This is a genomic window from Plantactinospora sp. CA-290183, from assembly GCF_050936375.1.
Lineage (GTDB): Bacteria > Actinomycetota > Actinomycetes > Mycobacteriales > Micromonosporaceae > Plantactinospora.
Map to the genome: position 1 here is coordinate 872,544 of NZ_JBNJMX010000001.1, position 20,429 is coordinate 892,972.

16 protein-coding genes are annotated in these 20,429 nt (G+C 73.6%); 13 read left to right on the plus strand and 3 right to left on the minus strand.

Annotated elements, in window-relative coordinates; all coding sequences use genetic code 11:
* The first annotated feature begins 222 nt into the window (after positions 1-222).
* On the plus strand, positions 223-4,554 hold the full coding sequence (locus ACQEUR_RS04185) for an AAA family ATPase (protein WP_433025398.1): 4,332 nt from the start codon (positions 223-225) through the stop codon (positions 4,552-4,554).
* Positions 4,555-4,558: 4 nt separating this feature from the next.
* Here the strand turns inward: ACQEUR_RS04185 and ACQEUR_RS04190 are convergent, their stop codons facing one another.
* Positions 4,559-4,975 (minus strand): HIT family protein, encoded by a 417-nt coding sequence (locus ACQEUR_RS04190; protein WP_433025401.1) that lies wholly within the window; start codon positions 4,973-4,975, stop codon positions 4,559-4,561.
* 23 nt (positions 4,976-4,998) lie between these two features.
* Between ACQEUR_RS04190 and ACQEUR_RS04195 the strand changes: the two genes are divergently transcribed.
* The 6 genes from ACQEUR_RS04195 to ilvA all read left to right on the plus strand — a co-directional run bounded on the left by ACQEUR_RS04195 (position 4,999) and on the right by ilvA (position 11,027).
* Positions 4,999-5,457, plus strand: a complete 459-nt coding sequence (locus ACQEUR_RS04195; RefSeq protein WP_433025404.1) for a barstar family protein — start codon at positions 4,999-5,001, stop codon at positions 5,455-5,457.
* A gap of 222 nt (positions 5,458-5,679) precedes the next feature.
* Positions 5,680-6,066, plus strand: coding sequence for a hypothetical protein (locus tag ACQEUR_RS04200; RefSeq protein ID WP_433025407.1), 387 nt, complete (start codon positions 5,680-5,682; stop codon positions 6,064-6,066).
* A 127-nt stretch (positions 6,067-6,193) separates the two neighbouring features.
* Positions 6,194-7,336: a cystathionine gamma-synthase gene (locus ACQEUR_RS04205; protein WP_433025410.1), complete on the plus strand. Its 1,143-nt coding sequence runs from the start codon at positions 6,194-6,196 to the stop codon at positions 7,334-7,336.
* Between the two features lie 113 nt (positions 7,337-7,449).
* Positions 7,450-8,850 carry an amidase gene (locus ACQEUR_RS04210; protein ID WP_433025413.1) on the plus strand — a complete coding sequence of 467 codons (1,401 nt, stop codon included), beginning with the start codon at positions 7,450-7,452 and terminating at the stop codon, positions 8,848-8,850.
* 106 nt (positions 8,851-8,956) lie between these two features.
* Positions 8,957-9,775, plus strand: a complete 819-nt coding sequence (locus tag ACQEUR_RS04215) for a DUF4328 domain-containing protein (protein WP_433025416.1) — start codon at positions 8,957-8,959, stop codon at positions 9,773-9,775.
* Positions 9,776-9,791: 16 nt separating this feature from the next.
* Positions 9,792-11,027, plus strand: a complete 1,236-nt coding sequence (gene ilvA, locus ACQEUR_RS04220) for a threonine ammonia-lyase (RefSeq protein ID WP_433025419.1) — start codon at positions 9,792-9,794, stop codon at positions 11,025-11,027.
* Between the two features lie 23 nt (positions 11,028-11,050).
* Here ilvA and greA read toward each other — a convergent pair whose 3' ends face one another.
* Entirely contained in the window at positions 11,051-11,548 is a 498-nt protein-coding gene (gene greA, locus ACQEUR_RS04225) for a transcription elongation factor GreA (protein WP_433025422.1), read from the minus strand.
* Positions 11,549-11,774: 226 nt separating this feature from the next.
* Positions 11,775-12,209, minus strand: a complete 435-nt coding sequence (locus ACQEUR_RS04230; protein ID WP_433025425.1) for a DUF4307 domain-containing protein — start codon at positions 12,207-12,209, stop codon at positions 11,775-11,777.
* Between the two features lie 199 nt (positions 12,210-12,408).
* Between ACQEUR_RS04230 and mca the strand changes: the two genes are divergently transcribed.
* The 6 genes from mca to purE all read left to right on the plus strand — a co-directional run bounded on the left by mca (position 12,409) and on the right by purE (position 20,186).
* The gene (gene mca / locus ACQEUR_RS04235) at positions 12,409-13,290 is read left to right on the plus strand and encodes a mycothiol conjugate amidase Mca (protein ID WP_433025428.1); all 882 of its coding nucleotides are present in this window, start codon (positions 12,409-12,411) and stop codon (positions 13,288-13,290) included.
* A gap of 51 nt (positions 13,291-13,341) precedes the next feature.
* A complete protein-coding gene (locus ACQEUR_RS04240; protein WP_433025431.1) occupies positions 13,342-13,644 on the plus strand; it encodes a hypothetical protein in 303 nt (100 codons plus the stop codon).
* 215 nt (positions 13,645-13,859) lie between these two features.
* Entirely contained in the window at positions 13,860-16,442 is a 2,583-nt protein-coding gene (locus tag ACQEUR_RS04245; RefSeq protein ID WP_433025434.1) for a putative bifunctional diguanylate cyclase/phosphodiesterase, read from the plus strand.
* A gap of 48 nt (positions 16,443-16,490) precedes the next feature.
* Positions 16,491-18,485, plus strand: a complete 1,995-nt coding sequence (locus tag ACQEUR_RS04250; protein ID WP_433025437.1) for a thioredoxin domain-containing protein — start codon at positions 16,491-16,493, stop codon at positions 18,483-18,485.
* A 19-nt stretch (positions 18,486-18,504) separates the two neighbouring features.
* Complete coding sequence (locus ACQEUR_RS04255) at positions 18,505-19,680, plus strand: 5-(carboxyamino)imidazole ribonucleotide synthase (RefSeq protein ID WP_433025440.1); 1,176 nt, start codon at positions 18,505-18,507, stop codon at positions 19,678-19,680.
* Positions 19,677-20,186 (plus strand): 5-(carboxyamino)imidazole ribonucleotide mutase, encoded by a 510-nt coding sequence (gene purE / locus ACQEUR_RS04260; RefSeq protein WP_433025443.1) that lies wholly within the window; start codon positions 19,677-19,679, stop codon positions 20,184-20,186. Before ACQEUR_RS04255 ends, purE begins: the two co-directional genes overlap by 4 nt.
* Positions 20,187-20,429 lie beyond the last annotated feature (243 nt).

The following is a 20,429-nucleotide window of genomic DNA, read 5'->3' on the forward strand; positions in this document are numbered from 1 at the left end:
CCTTACCCCCGCTGACGGCCGGCAGGCCACCGGGATGGGGCCGGCCGCCCGCCCGGTACCGCGTCGACCCGGCCGGTTCGTCCCGACTTGCCCGGCGAGCCGGGGCCGCTTGACCCCCGTGGTACCCATGAGGCGGCTGCTCCCGATGTGGCGCGGCACACGGACAGTCGATCACGATCGGGGACCGCGATGCCCGACAACGGCGGAGGCGACGCAGCGCCGGTGTCCACGCCGGACGACGGTCCGCGGCCGGCGGCGGTGGAGCGGGCCCGGCGGGGCGTGCGGGAGTGGGTGCGGTCGGCCGGCCGGCGGACCGGCGCGGGGGTGCGGGCGGCGACGCCGTACGGCATCTTGGCGTTCCTCGCCGCCTCGGCCGTCGCCCCGGTGGCGGGTGCCGGGCTCGGCGCCTCCGGCGCGTTCGGTGCCGCGCTCGACCAGGTGGGTGGGCTCGGCAGCAACTACCTGGCCGACGTGCTCGCCGGCACCGCCGAGCGGATGCGGGGGCGCCGGGCGACCGAGGAACAGTGGCGGGACGCGGTCGCCGAGGCGCTGCTGCCCCGCCTGGAAACCGCCGACGAGCGGGGGCGGTTGCTCCGGGCCGAGGTGGCCGAGGTGCTCCGGGCGGTCGACGCGGTCGGGGTGGCGCTGGACGAGTCGGTACGCGCCGACGTCGGGTGGCAGCGGGCGCTCGCCGACGCCTTCCGGACCCTCGGCTCGGACGTCGGTGAGCTGCGCTGGATGCTGACCGAGGTCTCCGGTTCGCTGGACCGGGTGCAGGCGCTGCTGGTCGAGCAGAGCAGCGAGCTGCGGCAGCAGATGAGCATCGTCCGGCAGTCGCTGGTGACGGTCACCCAGCGGCGCGCCGAAGCCTCCGGATCGGTGCCCGGGGCGACGGCGGGGGAGGAGCCCGAGCCGTCGCCCGACGGCGACGAGGACCCGTACCCGGGACTGGCGAGCTTCCAGGTGGAGGACGCCCGCTGGTTCTTCGGCCGGGAGGCGGCGGTGTCGCTGCTGCTGGCCCGACTGGCCGAGCAGACGGTCGGCGCCGGCCCGCTGGTGGTGGTGGGGGTCTCCGGGGCGGGGAAGTCGTCGCTGCTGCGCGCCGGCCTGCTGCCGGCGGTGGCGGCCGGCCGGCTCGGCGCCGAGGCGGCGGCCTGGCCGTGGCTGCTGCTGACCCCCGGCGCGGACCCGCTCGGTGAGCTGCTCCGCCGCACCGCCGCGCTGGCCGCACCGGCCCTCCCGCCCATGCCGCCGGGGTCGATGGCGCCGGTGGTGCCGGCGGAGTCGACCGGGCCGGCGGTGCCGGCGGAGCAGACCGGGCCGGAGGTGCCGGCGGAGTCGACCGGGCCGGCGGTGCCGGCGGAGTCGACCGGGCCGGCGGTGCCGGCGGCGCCCGCCGGAGTGGATCCGGCGGTGGTGCGGCGGGCGCCGGAGCGCTTCGGTGAGCTGGCGGCGCGGGCTGCCGGGGACGCGGGACGACTGCTGATCGTGGTCGACCAGTTCGAGGAGTTGTTCAGCCGCTGCGCCGACCCGGCCGAGCGGGAGGCGTTCGCCAAGGCCCTGGCCAACGCCGCCCCGGCGCTGGTGGTGCTCGCCGTGCGGGCCGACTTCTATCCACAGTGCACCCGGTTGGCGCCGCTGGCGCCGGTGCTGGCCGACGGGCAGCTGGTGCTCGGCCCGATGGACGCCGACGAGCTGCGCCGGGCCGTCGAGCGACCCGCCCGGTCGGCCGGACTCACCGTCGAACCGGGCCTGGTGGAGCTGCTCATGGGCGACCTCGGCGCGCGCCCCGGCGAGCCGTACGAGCCGGGCGCACTGCCGCTGCTCGGGCACGCGCTGCGGGCCACCTGGGCCCGGCGGGAGGGCCGACGGCTCACCGTGGCCGCCTACCGGGGCACCGGGGGCATCCAGCGGGCGCTGGCCGAGACCGCCGAGCGGATCTACACCGAACTGGACCCCCGGGACCGGGACGCGTTGCGGGCCGCCCTGGTCAGCCTGGCGGCGGTCGCCGAGAACAACGCCGTGGTACGCCGCCGGGCCGGCCGGAAGTCGGTCGACCCGGCGGTACTGGACCGGCTCGTCGCGGCCCGGCTGGTCACCCTGGACGAACTCAGCGTCGAGATCAGCCACGAGGCGCTGCTCACCGGCTGGCCCCGGCTGGTGGGCTGGCTGGCCGAGGCGCGCGAGGAGATCCTGCTGCGCCAGCACCTGACCGGGGCGGCCCGGGACTGGGTGACGGCGGGCGAGGACCCCGAGGCGCTCTACCGGGGCGCCCGGTTGGCCCGGACCCGGGAGTGGGCCGCCGGGCGTACCGACCTGAGCGGTGACGAACGGCGGTTCCTGGACGCCGGGGTGGCGGCGGCCGAGGCGGCGCAACTGGCCCGGCGCCGCAACGTACGCCGGCTGCGCCAGCTCGTGGCCGGGCTGACCGTGGCGCTGGCGCTGGCGACCATCGGCGGGGTGATCGCCCTGGACCAGCGCGGCGAGGCGGGCGACCGCGAGGCGCAGGCGCGGTCCAGCCAACTCGCCGCCGAGTCGCTGGTCGCCGCCGATACGGACTATCTGGCCGCCACCCGGCTGGCCGTCCAGGCGTGGACCACGTACCGGACCCCGGAGGCCCGCGGCGCCCTGCTCTCCGCGCAGATGCTGAGTGAGGTGAGCCAGCTTGGCACCGAACCGGGCGGGCGGACGGTGGGGCTGAGCCCGGACGGCGCGCTGGCGGCGGTCGGACACGAGGACGGCACGGTGCGGCTCTGGGACACCGGCACGTTGCGCCGGGTCGGCACGGACCTGCAGGCCGGCGCCGAACCCGTGCCGTGGGTGGCCTTCTCGCCGGACGGCCGATTTCTGGCCACCTCCACGCTGGAACAAAACAGCCTGCGGATCTGGGAAGTGCCGAGTGGCCGGCTCCGGCACACCCTGCCCGGCCTGGGCGGGCATGCCTGGCGCCCCGACTCCCGCGCCGTGTTGGCCAGTCGCTTCGAGCCAAGGCAGACCCACGCCGAGATCGGCGTCTGGGACCCGGTCAACGGCCGGCAGACCGGAGTCATCCCGAGCGGAGACCTCTACCTGGGCGAGTCGTTGGCGGTCAGTAGCGACGGCCGATACGTCGCGATGGCCGGCCTCCTGACCCGGGGCGGGGCGCAGGGGCGGGTGTGGCGGCTCGCTGACGGTAAACCGGTGGCCGACATCCCCGGTGCGGGGAGGGTGCTCTTCGCACCGGACGGCAGCCTGGTCACCGGCACGCACCGCGGTCAGATCCAGCACTGGGCGGTGCCGTCGGGCCGGCAGTTGCGGTCGTACACCTCCGACTCCGACACCGAGACCGATCGACCGCTCATTCGGCTCGCGGTCACCCCGGACGGCACACTGATCGCCCCCGGCCGGTCGCCCGGCTACCTGGACATCTGGGAGGTACAGAGCGCGATGCCGGGTGAGCCGTACCCAGGTGTTGCCGGCTCTGTGCTGGACATCGCGGCCTCGGCCGACGGGCGGGTCATCGCTGTCACCGGTCCCGAGGAGCCGCCAATGCTGTGGCGGAACCCGTTCAACCGGTTGAACCATGTGGGGACCGTCATGGACGTGGCGTTCCACGGGGCCGGGCAACGGGTCGCCAGCGGCACCACCGACGGCAGCGTCCGGCTCTGGGACCTTGCCACCCGGTCGCTGGCGGCGACCCTGAGGCATCCCGCGATGCCGACCGACCTGGCCTACGCCCCGGACGGCACCTTGGCCACCACCGATGGCGGTGGCACCGTGCGACTCTGGGACGCCTCCGGCCGGCAGCGCGTCGCTGTCACGCTCGGCGAGGGGGTGACGACAGACAATGTCTCCTACGCCGCCGACGGCTCACTGCTGGCGGTCAGCACGGCACCGCCGAACCGCGCGGGAGACGACCGTCCCACGAAAGTACACCTGCTCAATCCCGATACCCTGCACGAACGCGGCACGCTCGACCTCGGGAAGACCAGGTCGGCCGAGCTGTCACTCAGCCCGTCCGGCGACCGGTTGGTCGTCGCTCTGGCGCCGTCCGCCTCCGGAACCCCCGGCCCCGTCAGACCTGCACGGTTGCGCAGTTGGCGGACCAGCGACCTGACGCCACTGGTCGACCGGGACGCCGGACAGCAGTATTTCACCGACCTCACGCTCAGCCCGGACGGGAAGCTGCTGGCCGTCACCGGGACGAATCAGCGGGTCGAACTGCGCGACGCCGCCACCCTCGAACCGGTCGGCCCGGAGGGCTTCGCGCACACCGCGCCGGTACGCGCCGTCGCCTTCTCACCCGACCAGCGGCTACTGGCCACCGCGATTACCCAGGATCCCGTGGTCCGGCTCTGGGACGTCCGGACCGGCGCGGTCGTCGCCCGGCTGCACAGACACGAGGCCAATCCAAACGCTGTCGCCTTCCACCCGACCCAGCCGTTGCTGGCAACCGGGGGGCCGGACACGACGGTCCTGCTCTGGGATCTCGATCCCGACCGTGTCGTCCGCCAGCTCTGCGCGACCCTGATCCAGGCCGGCCGGGCCGACGGGCTGGACTGCCCGGGCGGGTAGCCGGTCAGTCGGCCAGCGCGGCGGCCACCCGGTCGGCGTACGACTGCGCCTCGGCGCCATCGGCGTACTTGGTCCGGGGCCAGAAGAAGCCGCGCAGGCCGTCGCCCTTCGTCCGGGGTACGACGTGGGTGTGCAGGTGCGGCACCGACTGGGAGACCCGGTTGTTGATCGCGACGAAGCTGCCGCCCGCGCCGAGTCCCGCCTCGACGGCGCGGGCGAGCCGCTGGACCAGGGCGAAATATCCGCCCACGGCGGCGGTCGGTAGATCGGTCAGCGTCTCCACGTGGGCGTGCGGCACCACCAGCAGATGCCCTTTGAAGACCGGGCGCGTGTCGAGGAACACGATTCCGTCAGGGGAGTCCGCCACCCGGAACGCCGGCACCGTACCCGCCACGATTCCACAGAACACACAGTCCGCCACCCGGGCAGACTAGCGGGATCTTCATGCCAGAGCGGGAAGCGGCACGCCTGGAGTTGGTTGACGCATTCGATGGCATGGTCAGCCGCATCGACGGCCGAATGATGTCGGGGCCGACGCCTTCCTTCAGGGAGCTCTCGCGGGCGCTTCGGTTCCCGAGCTATTTCGGCTACAGCTGGGACGCGCTTGATGAGTGCTTGGGCGACGTGCGGTGGTTGGATAGAGACGCGATACTGGTGGTAACTGAACATGGTGATGCGTTGGTGGCTACCGCACATCTGCCGATGTTGGTGGATGTCCTCTGTTCTGGCAGTGAGCGGGCGGGAGCGAGTCATGACGAAGACGGTGTAGCTCTTGATCGTGTCCCAACGGCGTTGCATTTCGTCATCTTGCTGGAGCAAGGAAATCTTGAGGAGATTGCCCGTCGGTTGCGCGGAATCGAACGTAGACAAGTGGCCGTTAGCACCTGTCTGGCGATCTCATAGCGCGTCCAGCGGTCAGCGTTGACTCGAAGTGCTTTCATGGCTTCGAGACAGAGTGGCCTGCATCGGAGGTTGTGGGGTGCGGTTGTCTGCCCGGTAGTGAGGTCGGTGTCACTGAGAGCCGCGAGTTGCGGGCCGCTGGGGCAAGTGGCGATGGAGACGATAGCGACAATGCCCGGGACATTGATGGGAACGTTCCTCAAAGCCACAGCGTGTGGGGATCGTGTGGCGATTGACCGGTCGCGGGAGGAACTGGGCCGTACCAGGTGGGTGGACGCGGCTGCCGTCGTCAATATGGCGCTCTCCGCCGCGCTCGACCTCGCTCTGGGTGGCCGGCTGCGACTGTTCGCCGTGCCGAAGATCGCGGTCCAGACCGTGCAGACCTTCAAGAAGGCGGGATCTCCGTCCCGCCGATGTGGAGCGTGTGATCAGAGCGTCTCTCGGCCAGGATTTCTCGCTGGACAGATGTCGGGGGCGCAGGTGGAGACCATCAAGATGCTGGTATTCGCCACCATCGTCCGGCGGCGACTCAACCTCGAGCAGTTGGACACGTTCATCGAGGAGGTGGAGCGGTCGGCACGCGACGCGGGGTACGAGCCGACGGCGGCCTAGCTGTTTGCTACCCCACGTCTCCTCTGAGCGCCGCGACCTCTCTGCTGGCCACCGGCCGACCCGGCCGGAACCGCCACGATCCCGGACGGCGCGTCGCCCGCCACCAGGGCGGACTAGCCTCACAGAAATGAGTCACGGCTTCGAGACACTTGCCATCCACGCCGGCCAGGAGCCGGAGCCCCGCACCGGGGCGGTGGTGCCGCCGATATACCAGACCAGCACCTACGCCCAGGACGCCGTCGGAGCGCCCCGGCTGGGTTACGAGTACAGCCGGTCCGGCAACCCGACCCGGGACGCGCTCCAGGAGTGCCTGGCAGCGCTGGAGGGCGGCCGGGTCGGGCTGACCTTCGCCAGCGGGCTGGCCGCCGAGGACGCCGTGCTGCGCGCGCTCTGCGGGCCGGGAGACCACGTGGTGATCCCGGACGACGCGTACGGCGGCACGTACCGGATCTTCGCCCGGGTCACCCAGCGGTGGGGGTTGACCTGGACGCCCGCCCGGATCTCCGACGTCGAGGCGGTACGGGCGGCGATCCGCCCCGGCGAAACGAAGATCATCTGGGTGGAGACGCCGACCAACCCGCTGCTCGGCATCGCCGACATCGCCGGGCTGGCCTCGGTGGCCCACGACGCCGGCGCCCTGCTCGTCGTCGACAACACCTTCGCCTCGCCGTACCTCCAGCAGCCGATCGCGCACGGCGCGGACGTGGTGGTGCACTCGACCACCAAGTACGTCGGGGGGCACTCCGACGTCGTCGGCGGTGCCCTGGTGACCGCGGACACCGGGCTGGGCCAGGAACTGGCGTACCACCAGAACGCGATGGGCGCGGTGAACGGCCCGTTCGACGCGTGGCTGACCCTGCGCGGGGTCAAGACCCTCGGCGTACGGATGGACCGGCACTGCGACAACGCCGAACGGATCGCCGACTACCTCACCGGGCACCCGGCGGTGTCCCAGGTGCTCTATCCCGGCCTGCCCGAGCACCCCGGCCACGAGACGGCGGCCAAGCAGATGCGCCGGTTCGGCGGCATGATCTCCTTCCGCGCCGCCGGCGGCGAGGAGCAGGCGGTACGGATCTGCAACCGGGCCAAGCTGTTCGTGCTCGCCGAGTCGCTGGGCGGGGTGGAATCCCTGATCGAGCACCCGGGCCGGATGACACACGCAAGTGCCGCCGGCTCGCCGCTTGAAGTTCCCGCCGATCTCGTGCGACTGTCTGTCGGCATCGAGACCGCCGACGACCTACTCGCGGACCTGGAGCAGGCGCTCGGCTGACCGCTGTCCGGGCGCGCGTACCGGGCGGGCCGTGGATGTCGCGGCCGGCCCGGCCATGCGCGCAGGGCGACCCCGCCCGCCCGGACGGCCCTGCGGGACGAGCCGATGGGGAGGTGGCCGTGCAGGACATCATGCCGACCTGGGTGGGCGCGACCGCGAAGCAGATCGCCCGGGCGGTACGCCGGGGTGACGCCTCCGCCACCCAGGTGGTGGCGGACCACCTCGACCACGTCGCCCGGGCGGATCGCGAGCTGTCCGCGTTCCGCATGGTGCGGGGCGGTGAGGCGATCGTCGAGGCGGAGAAGGTCGACGAGCAGGACGACCTGGCGAACCTGCCGCTGGCCGGGGTGCCGGTGGCGATCAAGGAGAACACCCCGGTGGCCGGCGTGCCGACCTGGAACGGCTCGGCGGCGGCCCGTACCCCGGTGGCCGAGGAGGACCACGAGGTGGTCCGCCGGCTGCGCGGCGCGGGCGCGGTCATCGTCGGGGTGACCCGGATGCCGGAACTCGGGCTCTTCGCCTTCACCGACGACGCAACGGCGGTCACCCGCAACCCGTGGCGGACCGACCGTACCCCCGGGGGTTCGTCCGGCGGTGCCGCCGCCGCCGTCGCCTCCGGCATGGTGCCGATCGCCCAGGGCAACGACGGGTTGGGTTCGATCCGGATCCCGGCCGCCTGCTGCGGGCTGGTCGGGCTCAAGCCCGGCCGTGGCGTGGTGCCCTGCCAGCTCGGCGTGGACGACTGGTTCGGCCTGGCCGAGCAGGGCATCCTGGCCACCACGGTGGCGGACGCGGCGGTCGGCTTCGCCGTGCTCGCCGGACGTCGCCCGGACAAGCTGGTGCCGCCGGAGCGGCTGCGGGTCGCGGTCTCGCTGCGCTCGCCGGTCTCCGGCGTACGGCCGGACCAGCCCAACCGGGACGCGGTGGCCGCCGGTGCCCGGCTGCTGGCGGCGGCCGGCCACGACACCGTCTCGGTCGACCCGGTCTATCCGAACGCGCTGGGGCTGCGCGGCATCGCGACCTGGCTCGCCTGCGCCGCGCGCGCGGTGCGGGAGGACGGGCTGGACCCGCAGACCCTGCAACCGCGTACCCGCCGGCACGCGGCGCTCGGCGCCTGGGCGGAGCGCCGGGGCCTGGTCCGGGAGCAGGACCGGGCCGGCTGGCGGGAGCGGTCCATCGGCTTCTTCGCCGACCACTCCGTCGACCTGCTGCTCACCCCGGCGCTGGCCACCGCACCGCCCCCGGCCGACGGTTGGGCCGGCCGGTCCTGGTCGGCCAACCTGCTGGCCTGCATCCGGTACGCCCCGTACGCCGGGCCGTGGAACATCGCCGGCCTGCCGTCGCTGGTGGTCCCGGTCGGGTTGCGCCCGGACGGGATGCCGGTCGGGGTGCAGCTCGTCGGTCCGCCCGGCTCGGAGCTGCTGCTGCTCGGCGTGGCCGGACAGTTCGAGCTGACCGCCCCGTGGCGCCGGCACGCGCCGGAGTGGCCCCGGGTGGCGACCCCGGCCGGCTGACCCGGCCCCGCCGGCCGGCGGCCGATCGACGGGAAAAGGGATCACCCTCGGCCCACTTCTCCACTACTGTGAGCGCGCTTTGTCAACCGGTTGAGGACGGGGTCCAATGCGTTGCCACACCTGTGCCGCCGAGGTCGCGGCCGGCAGATCCGACTGTGACACCTGCTTCACCCCGGTCGGGCAACCGCCGGTCCGGCCCGACGTGCGCACCTACTCCGTACGGGTGCCCGGACTCGCCGCCTCGGTCGCGGTCGCCCTGGCGATGCTCGCCGCCGCTGCCGCGCTGCTCTCGCCGGCCCTCGGGGCCCGGTTGGCCCGCCGCGCCGAGCGGGACGGCGACATCGCAGCGCTCGACCAGGCCGCATACCTGGAGACGGTCCTGGGGCTCGGGCAGATCGCCCTCGTCCTGGCCGCCGCCGTGCTGGTGATCATCTGGTTCTACCGGGCCTACCGCAACCTGGACGCGTTCCCGGGCGCGGGATCCCGGCTGGCCGCGGGGTGGGCGATCGGCGGCTGGTTCGTCCCGGTCGTCAACCTCGTCGTCCCGTTCCGGGTGATGGCCGACGTCGCCCGGGGCAGCCTGTGGCGCCTCACCACCCCGGCGCTGGTCTGGGTCTGGTGGCTGAGTTATCTGGTCTACCTCGGCGCCGACCGGCTGGTCGCCCGCGCCGACCTCGCGGCGTACATGGCCCTGCCGCACCCGAGCCGGCCGGGCGGCTTCGCCGCGTACGTCGACTACTACGACCGGGCGCTGCTGGTGAACCTGGTGCCGCTGGTCGCCGGTGTGGTCGCGGCGGCGTCGTTCGTGCTGCTGGCCCTGCGGATCTCCCGGGCCCAGGAGGCGCGGATCGACCTGGCCCGGCCGAGCGCGCCTGTGATGCCCGGCATGGCGGTGGAGGCGGTGAGCCCCGCCCGGTCGGGGTGATGCGACGATCGGGGGCATGAGGACCGGGGGTACCACGCAGCTGGTCGGGCTCGCCGAGGTCACCGCCGCCCGCGAGCTGCTCGTCGGGATCACCCGGGTCACCCCGCTGGAGCCGTCCCGGCCGCTCTCGGCCGCGCTGGGCGGGCCGGTCTGGCTCAAGGGCGAGCACGTGCAGCGCGCCGGGTCGTACAAGGTCCGCGGCGCGTACGTGCGGATCGCCCGGCTCTCCCCCGCCGAGCGGGAACGGGGCGTGGTGGCGGCCAGCGCCGGCAACCACGCCCAGGGGGTGGCGCTCGCCGCCGGGCTGCTCGGCGCCACCGCCACGGTCTTCATGCCGGTGGGCGCGCCGCTGCCCAAGGTGGCGGCCACCAAGGGGTACGGCGCCCGGGTGGAACTCGTCGGCAGCACCGTCGACGAGTCCCTGGTCGCGGCGCAGGACTTCGCCGAGCGCACCGGCGCGGTCTTCATCCACCCGTTCGACCACCCGGACGTGATCGCCGGGCAGGGGACCGTGGCGCTGGAGATCCTGGAGCAGTGCCCCGAGGTCCGCACGATCGTGGCCGGGGTCGGCGGCGGGGGGCTGATCTCGGGGATCGCGGTGGCGGCCAAGGCGCTGCGCCCCGACGTACGGGTGATCGGGGTGCAGGCGGCCGGGGCGGCGGCGTTTCCGCCCTCGCTGCGGGCCGGTGAGCCGCTACGGCTGTCGACGTACGCCACCATCGCCGACGGCATCGCCGTGGGGCGCCCCGGCGAGATCACGTTCGCGCACGTGAGCAAGCTCGTGGACGAGGTCGTGACGGTTTCCGACGACGACATCTCCCGCGCCCTGCTGATGCTCCTGGAACGGGGCAAGCAGGTGGTGGAGCCGGCCGGGGCGGCCGGGGTGGCCGCGCTGCTGGCCGGGGCGGTCGAGGTGGACTCCCCGGTGGTGGCGGTGCTCTCCGGCGGCAACATCGATCCGCTGCTGATGCTCCGGGTGATCGAGCACGGGCTCGCCTCGGCGGGCCGCTACCTGCGGATCACCGTCCGCTGCGCCGACCGGCCGGGGCAGCTCGCGTCGCTGCTGACCCAGATCGCGGAGCACCGCGGCAACGTGGTCGACGTGGTGCACCAGCGGCAGAACCCGCACCTGGGCCTGGGTGAGGTGGAGGTCGCGCTCTCCGTGGAGACCCGTGGGCCGGAGCACTCCGACCGGCTGATCAGCGCCCTGCGGGGCAGCGGGTACCAGGTGGCGATCGCCCAGCCGGGCTGAGCCGACCGGGCGATCACCGCCGGTCAGCCGCCGTACGCCTCGAACCGGACCACGGTGACCTTGATCTCCGCGCCGCTGGGCGCGGTGTAGGTCACGGTCTGCCCGGGACGGGTGCCGAGGATGGACTTGCCGAGCGCCGACTCCGGGCTGTAGACGGTCAGGTCGGTGGTGGCGGCGATCTCCCGGGAGCCGAGCAGGAACGTCTCGGTGTCCTCGGTGTCGTCGTCGAAGTGGATCGTGACGACGCAGCCCGGCGCGACCACGTCGGCGGTCGGCTTCTCGCCGACCTGGGCGGTGCGCAGCAGTTCCTGGAGCTGGCGGATCCGGAACTCCTGCTTGCCCTGTTCCTCGCGGGCGGCGTGGTAGCCGCCGTTCTCCCTGAGGTCACCCTCTTCGCGACGGGCGTTGATCTCCGCGGCGATCGCCGGACGGCCAGCGATCAGCTCGTTGAGCTCCGCCTGCAGCCGGTCGTAGGCCTCCTGGGACAGCCAGGTGGCCGCCTCGCGGTCGGTCTTGGACACAGACGATCTCCTCGGGTAGTGGTCGGACAGGACGAATTACCAAGTTACCAGTGCGCTACACACCGGACGCCACGTCATTTATCGGCTGGGCGTGGCCGGGGATATCCGGAAAGCCCCAGCGGTTATCTCCGCCGGAGCGGGGCGCATTCGGCGAATGCCGCTCACATATCACGGCCGCTCCGCGCCGACCACCGAATTGCGCCCGGACGACGGGCGGCTCGCCGACTCAGTCGGGGGCCCGGCAGCGGAGTACCTCGCCGATGATGGGCCGCCCGGTCGTGGCCAGCCGGTGTCGTGCGACCGGGTGTCGTTCGCCGGGTTCGGCGACCACGCGTACCTCCTCCCGGCCGACGACGGCGCCGTCCCGGGAGCGGGCCTGCACCACGCAGATCGCCGAGCCGCCGGTCGGCACGGTCACCCGGAAGTCGATCACCACCTGCGACTCGGTGACCCCGGTGTAGGTGATCACCTGCGCGTCGTAGGTCGGGTCGCCGTACATCCGGTAGAGCCGGAAGGCGATCCCGCCCATCGTCACGAGCAGGACGGCCACCAGCAGGGCGAGGAGCCAGGGCCGGCGGGTCCGGTGCGCGCGCCGGCGGCCGTACCGGCCGGGTGGGAAGACCGGGGCGGTTGGTACGACTGTGGCGGGCGTCTCGGGCACCGGAGGCGATCTCCTGGGACTGATGTCGGTGGCGTCGGCAAGAATGGGTAGGTCCATCTTCTCAGCCGAAGAGCGGGCCCGGGCCGGCAGGTCGGCCGGAGCACCCGGTCGGCCGGGCGGACCGAGCGGTCCGCCGGTGGTGGTCGGACAGGTCAGCGGGGGGCCGGGGTCGATCCGGCACGACGAGGGAGCACCGGAGTTGGCAGAGCAGCTACGTCTGATGGCCGTGCACGCCCATCCCGACGACGAGTCGAGCAAGGGCGCGGCGACCATGGCGAAATACGTCGCCGAAGGCGTCCAGGTCCTCGTCGTCACCTGCACCGGCGGTGAGCGGGGCAGCGTTCTCAATCCCAAGCTCGACCGCCCGGATGTCTGGGCCAACATCGCCGAGATCCGCCGGGCGGAGATGGACGCCGCCCGGGCCATCCTCGGCATCGACCAGGCCTGGCTGGGCTTCGTCGACTCCGGGCTGCCCGAGGGCGACCCGCTGCCGCCGCTGCCGGAGGGCTGTTTCGCGTTGCAGGACGTGCAGGTCGCGGCCGCCCCGCTGGTACGCCTGATGCGCGAGTTCCGCCCGCACGTGGTCACCACGTACGACGAGGAGGGCGGCTACCCGCACCCCGACCACATCATGTGTCACCGGGTCAGCGTGGCGGCGTTCGAGGCGGCCGGGGATCCGGAGCGCTATCCGGAGGCGGGCGCGCCGTGGCAGCCGTTGAAGCTCTACTACGACATCGGCTTCTCCAAGGCCAAGATCACCGCCCTGCACGAGGGGATGCTGGCGGCCGGGAAGGAGTCGCCGTACGCGGAGTGGCTCCAGCGCTGGGAGGACCGGCCGGACAAGGGCCCGCGGATCACCACCCGGGTCGACTGCGCCGCCTACTTCCCGGTCCGGGACGACGCGTTGCGCGCACACGCCACCCAGGTCGACCCGGACGGCTTCTGGTTCCACGTGCCGATGGAGTTGCAGCGGCGCGCCTGGCCGACGGAGGACTTCGAGCTGGTGCGCTCCTTCGTGGAGAGTCCGCTGCCGGAGTCCGACCTCTTCGCCGGGGTGCGCGAGACCGCCCAGGCCGGCTGACCCCAGCGGGGCGTACCGTAGGGGGCAGTTCGCACATCGGAGGGTTTCGTCATGCTGACCGCTGCACAGGTGCTCGCGGAGAACAACTTCGGGGACACCCGGACGGGTGGCCTGGCCGGGCCGATGGGCCTTTTCCTGATCACCCTGCTGGCGATCGCCACGGTGCTGCTGATCCGCAACATGAACGCACGGCTGCGCCGGCTGCCCGACCGGTTCCCCGAGCAGCCGACCGACGGGCCGGGGCAGGACGATCGGGCCGACCCGGCGCTCACCGAAACGGTCGCTCCGGAGGAATCTGGTGGAAGCGCTCCCAGTGCTCCCCACCTCGACGGGAACCGTCCTTCCGCGCCATGATCCCGGCTAATCCGACCCCGCGCCCCCTGTTGCGGCCAATCGGATTGCCTTAGCCTTCCGCCGGGGGACCAAAAGTCCCCGCACCGTGCGCGGAAGGGGGCGCCGATGATCTCAAGACCCGACGCCCGGCGGTTCGTGCCGCCCCGACCCGCCCCGCGCCCGCTCCCAGTGACCGGCGGCGATCCGTGACGTCCGGCCAGCCGCCGGCGCCATCCGTGACCCCCGAGCCGCCCGCCGGGCGGTCCGGCGCGCCGGCCGGCGCCCCGTCGGCCCCCGACCGGGTGCGCGTGCTCACCCTCGTCACCCTCGCCGCCGCACTCGCCGCCGCGGTGGCCGGTTTCGCGATGCCGGCCCGGCTCCCGCCCGACGACCCGGTGCCGTGGCTGGCCCGGTTCGGCATCGCGGTCGGCGTCCTGGCGATCGCCCAACTCGCCCGGCTGCGGTTCCGGGTCGGCTCGGGCAGCGTCTCGGTCACCTGGGGCGAGGCGGCTCTGATCATCGGCCTCTATCTGGTGCCCGCCGGCTGGCTGCCGGCCGCCGCCCTGCTCGGGGTGGGACTGGGCTGGTCCCTGCTGACGATCTTCTCGGACCGCCGTCCGCTCCTCGACGTCGTACACGTCACCGCGTCCCTGGCCGCCGCCGTCGCGCTGGCCACCGCCGTCAGCACCGCCTTCGGGGCACCGTTCGGCGCCGGCCTGACGCCGCCGCTGGCCGGCGCGCTGGCCCTCGGCGCCCTCACCTACCTGCTCGTCAGCGCCTGGCTCGCGGCGCTGACGATCGCACTGCGGCACGGGTCGCGGCCGGGCCCGCTGCTGCTGCGCGCCCTGCGGGGCAAGTCGCTGATGTTCGTCGGCAACGTGCTGGTCGGGCTGGCGGTCGTGGCGGTGGTCGAGCGCGATCCACGCTGGCTGCTGCTGCTGCCGCCCGCGCTGTGGCTGCTACAGCAGACGTACAGCCATCGGCTGCGCGCCGACGACGAGCGCCGCGCCTGGCGGGCGCTGGCCGAGGCGATCGGGGCACTCAACCAGCTCAACGAGCACGCCGTGGCGACCGCCGGCGTGACCGGCGCGCTGGAGATCTTCGGCGCGGAGCGGGCCGAGGTGGCCGCGGTGGGCGGCGACGACCGGTGGCGGCGCTACCTCGGCGAGCCCGGCAGCGAGGTGGTGCACCGCGAGCTTCCCGAGGGGGAGCGTCCAGAGCTGGCCGCGTCGCCGACCGACCGGCCCGACCACGCCGAGCCGGTCCTGACCCGCCCGCTGGTGGTCGGCGCGGCCCGGGTCGGCGAGCTGCGGGTCCAGTTCCCCACCTCGGCCCCGCCCGGCCGGCGCGAGCGGGACGCCATGTCGGCGTTCGGCGACGCGCTGGCGGGCGCCCTGCACGACGCCGTCACCCACCGCGAACTGCGCCGGGTGACGGCACGCTCGTCGTACGACGCGGTGCACGACACGCTGACGAACCTGGTCAACCGGGCGGCGCTGCTGAGTCGGGGGGACCTCGCCCTGCACCGGCTCGGCCACGAGCATCCGGTGGCGCTGCTGCTGCTGGACATCAACCACTTCAAGGAGGTCAACGACACCCTCGGTCACGCGGCCGGCGACGAGCTGCTCCAGGTCACGGCCGATCGGCTCGACGCGCTGACCCGGCCCGGCGAACTGCTCGGCCGCCTCGGCGGGGACGAGTTCGCCCTGCTGATCCCGTCGCCCGGGGTGCTGACCGGTGCCGGGGCGCTGGGCGACCACCGGTCGCCGATGGCGCAGGTGCTGCGCCGGGCCCGGGAGATCGTCGAGATCCTCGCCAACCCGATCGAGGTCGCCGGGGTGCGGATGTCGGTCGAGGTGTCGGTCGGCGTGGTGGTGGCCGGCGCGGGCACCGCCGACATGACCGAGTTGCTGCGCCGGGCCGACATCGCCATGTACCAGGCGAAGCAGGGCGGCGGCAGCATCGCCTCGTACGACAGCGCCCGGGACGAGGCGAGCACGGACAAGCTCGCCCTCCTGGCCGAGCTGCGTGAGGCGCTGGGCGTCGACGACCAGCTCGAACTGGCGCTCCAGCCGGCGGTCGACCTCTGCACCGGGGAACCGACCGGGGTGGAGGCGCTGATCCGGTGGCGGCACCCGCGGCGCGGCCGGCTGAGCCCGGCGGAGTTCGTCCGGGCGATCGAGGGCAGCGAGCTGCTCGGCGCCTTCACCCGGTACGTGGTCGACAAGGCGCTGGCGGTGGCGGCCGACTGGGCCCGGCACGGACTCGACGTACCGATCTCGATCAACGTGTCGGCGCGCAGCCTGCTCGACCCGCGACTGCCGGCCGAGGTGGCCGAGTCACTGCGCCGGCACCAGGTACCGGCGCACCGGCTGGTCCTGGAGATCACCGAGACGGTGGTGATGAGCGAGCTGGAGGTCATCGACGAGGTGCTCGCCGCGCTCCGGTCGATGGGCGTGCAGTTGGCGGTCGACGACTTCGGCACCGGCTTCTCCTCGCTGACCTTCCTGACCCGCATCGAGGTGGACGAGCTCAAGGTCGACCGCTCGTTCGTGATGAAGATGGCGGAGTCGCCGGAGGCGGCGGCGATCGTCCGGACCACGGTCGACCTCGGGCGCGAGCTGGGCCTGCGGGTGGTGGCCGAGGGGGTGGAGACCGCCGACCAGCGCGCCGCCCTCGCCGAGCTCGGCTGTACCGCCGCTCAGGGCTACCACTTCTTCCGGCCGATGCCCTCGGACAAGATCGTCGCGGTGCTCCGGTCGCTGCTCGACACCGCCCAGGTCCGGATCTTCCCGCTGCGCGCCGACGGCGCCTCCTAGCGACCGCGTCGGCGAGCCGGGCCGGCCCCGCGGGGTTATGGTCAACGGGTGAACCGACTGGCCGACGCCACCAGCCCGTACCTGCTACAGCACAAGGACAACCCGGTCGACTGGTGGCCGTGGACGGCCGAGGCGTTCGCCGAGGCGCGGCGCCGGGACGTACCGGTGCTGGTCTCGGTCGGTTACGCGGCCTGCCACTGGTGCCACGTGATGGCCCACGAGTCCTTCGAGGACGCCGCGGTCGGCCATCTGCTCAACGAGAACTTCGTCTCCATCAAGGTCGACCGCGAGGAGCGGCCGGACGTCGACGCCGTCTACATGACCGCGACCCAGGCGATGACCGGCCAGGGCGGGTGGCCGATGACGGTCTTCGCCGCCCCGGACGGCACCCCCTTCTTCTGCGGCACGTACTTCCCGAAGGTGAACTTCGTGCGGCTGCTCCAGTCGGTCACCGAGGCGTGGCGGGACCAGCGGGAGGCGGTGCTGCGCCAGGGCGCCGCGGTGGTCGAGGCGATCGGCGGCGCCCAGGCCGTGGGTGGCCCGAGCGCGCCGTTCACCGCCGAACTGCTCGACGCCGCCGCGGACCAGCTCGGCAAGGAGTACGACGGGGTCAACGGCGGCTTCGGCGGCGCGCCGAAGTTCCCACCGCAGATGAACCTGCTCTTCCTGCTCCGCCACCACCAGCGCACCGGCTCGGAACGGGACCTGGAGATCGTCCGGCACACCTGTGAGGCGATGGCCCGGGGCGGCATCTACGACCAGCTCGCCGGCGGCTTCGCCCGCTACTCGGTGGACGGACACTGGACGGTGCCGCACTTCGAGAAGATGCTCTACGACAACGCCCTGCTGCTGCGGGTCTACACCGAGCTCTGGCGGCTGACCGGCGACGCGCTGGCCGGCCGGGTCGCGGCGGAGACCGCCGGGTTCCTGCTGGACGACCTCGGCACCGAGGCCGGTGGCCTCGCCTCGGCGCTGGACGCCGACACCGAGGGCGTGGAGGGTGCGACGTACGCCTGGACCCCGGGTCAGCTCGTCGAGGCGCTCGGCGCCGACGACGGCGCCTGGGCCGCCGACCTGTTCAACGTCACGTCGGAGGGCACCTTCGAACACGGCAGCAGCGTGCTGCGGCTGGCCCGGGACATCGACGACGCCGATCCGGCGGTGGCGGAGCGCTGGCAGCGGGTCCGGGCCGCGTTGCGCGAGGCCCGCGACCGGCGGCCCCAGCCGGCCCGGGACGACAAGGTGGTGGCCGCCTGGAACGGGCTGGCCGTCACCGCGCTGGTCGAGTACGCGACGTTGACCGGGGATCCGGTCAGCGCCGCCGGCGCCACCGCGATCGCCGAGGTGCTCGCCGAGCGGCACCTCGTGGACGGGCGGCTGCGCCGGGTCTCCCGGGACGGCCGGGTCGGTGAGCCGGCCGGGGTGCTGGAGGACTACGGCTGCGTGGCCGAGGCGTTCTGCGCCGTGCACCAGCTGACCGGGGACGGTCGCTGGTTGCGGCTCGCCGGCGAGCTGCTGGACACCGCGCTGGCCCGGTTCGGCACCGGGCACGGCGGGTTCTACGACACCGCCGACGACGCCGAGCAGCTGGTGAGCCGTCCGGCCGACCCGACCGACAACGCCACCCCGTCCGGACTGTCGTCGATGGCGGCGGCGCTGGTGGCGTACTCGGCGCTGACCGGCGAGGTGCGCTACCGGGAGGCGGCCCGGGCGGCGCTGGAGACGGTGGCGCCGATCGCCGCCCAGCACGCCCGGTTCACCGGGTACGCCGCCACGGTCGGCGAGGCGCTGCTCTCCGGCCCGTACGAGATCGCGGTGGCCACCGCCGAGCCGATTGGTGATCCACTGCTCGTGGCGGCCCGCCGGCACGCCCCGCCCGGGGCGGTGCTGGTCGCCGGCGAACCGGACCGACCGGGTGTCCCGCTGCTCGCCGGCCGCCCGATGCGCGACGGCGTCGCGACCGCGTACGTCTGCCGGGGTTTCGTGTGCGACCGGCCGGTCACCGACCCGGACGACCTGGTGGCGCAGCTCCGGTCCGGATGACGTTAGGCTTGCCGGCGCTATGGATTCCCGCACGGGTCTGCCCGTTGTCGGCATGGTGGGCGGCGGCCAACTGGCCCGGATGACCCACCAGGCCGCGATCGCCCTCGGCCAGTCACTGCGCGTGCTGGCGCTCAGCCCTTCCGACGGCGCCGCGCTGGTCGCCGCCGACGTCCGGTACGGCGACCACACCGACCTCGCCGCACTGCGTGACTTCGCTCACGGCTGCGACGTGGTGACCTTCGACCACGAGCACGTGCCGACCGGGCATGTCCGGGCGCTGGCCGAGGCCGGGGTGGCGGTCTACCCGCCCGCCGACGCGCTGCGGTACGCCCAGGACAAGCGGGCGATGCGGGAGCGGCTGTCCGAGCTGGGCGCCCCGGTGCCGCCCTGGCGGCCGGTGGCCGGGCCGGCGGACCTGGTCGAGTTCGGTGACCGGGTCGGCTGGCCGGTGGTCCTGAAGGCGGCCCGGGGCGGCTACGACGGCCGGGGGGTGTGGGTCGTCCGCGACCCGGCCGAGGCGGCCGAGCTGGTCGAGCGGCTGCGTGCCGCCGGCACCGAGCTGATCGCCGAGCAGCGGGTCGCGCTGCGCCGTGAGCTGGCCGTACAGGTGGCGCGGTCGCCGTTCGGGCAGGTGGCCGCCTATCCGGTGGTCGAGACCGTGCAGCGGGACGGGGTCTGCGTGGAGGTGCTGGCCCCGGCGCCGAGGCTGCCCGAGGAGGTCGCGCTGCGCGCCCAGCAGCTCGCCATCGACCTGGCCACCGCGCTGGGCGTGGTCGGGCTGCTCGCGGTGGAGCTGTTCGAGGTGACCGGCGTCGACGGCGAGCCGGAGCTGGTGGTCAACGAGCTGGCGATGCGTCCGCACAACTCGGGGCACTGGACGATCGAGGGCGCTCGTACCTCGCAGTTCGAGCAGCACCTGCGGGCGGTGCTCGACTATCCGATGGGGGACACCACGCTGACCGCCCCGGTGGTGGTGATGGCGAACGTGCTGGGCGGCCCCGACGGCGGCATGTCGATCGACGAGCGGCTGCACCACCTCTTCGCCGAGGACCCGGGGGTCAAGGTGCACCTCTACGGCAAGCAGGTCCGGCCCGGCCGGAAGATCGGGCACGTGACGGTGCTCGGCGACGACCTGGAGAAGACGCGGTCCCGGGCCGTCCGGGCCGCCTGGTGGCTCCGGGAGGGCCGGGCATGAGCGGGCGGGCTCCGATCCAGGTCGGGCTGATCATGGGTAGTGACTCGGACTGGCCGACCATGGCGGAGGCCGGCAAGGCCCTCGACGAGTTCGGCGTCGGTTACGAGGTCGGCGTCGTCTCGGCGCACCGCACCCCGGTCAAGATGATCGAGTACGCCCAGGCCGCGGCCGGCCGGGGCATTCAGGTGATCATCGCCGGTGCGGGCGGCGCGGCGGCCCTGCCCGGCATGGTGGCCTCGGCCACCCCGTTGCCGGTGATCGGGGTGCCGGTCCCGCTCAAGCACCTGGACGGGCTGGACTCGCTCCTCTCCATCGTGCAGATGCCGGCCGGCATCCCGGTGGCGACGGTCTCGATCGGCAACGGCCGCAACGCCGGGCTGCTCGCGGTACGGATCCTCGGCGCGGCCGACGAGGCCCTCCGGGACCGGATGGCGGCGTTCCAGGTCGAGCTGGAGCGGGTGGTGGCTGACAAGGAGGCCCGGCTCCGCGCCACCCTGGGGGCATAGCGGCCGGGGTGTGAAGTGCTCCTGGGCGACCTGTAGGGCTGCCCCGTCTGTGCGCCCACGGCTCGCCGGCCGGCCGGGCGTGACTCGCCGGGCCTGCCGGGCGGTCGGGGTGCGGGGTGCTCCTGCGGGACCTGTAGAGCTGCCCCGTCTGTGCGCCCAGGTTTCGGCGGCCGGCCGGGCGTGACCCGCCTGACCCGCCAGGCCCGTCGATCGGCCGGCAGCGGGTTGTCCCGTCTGTGCGCC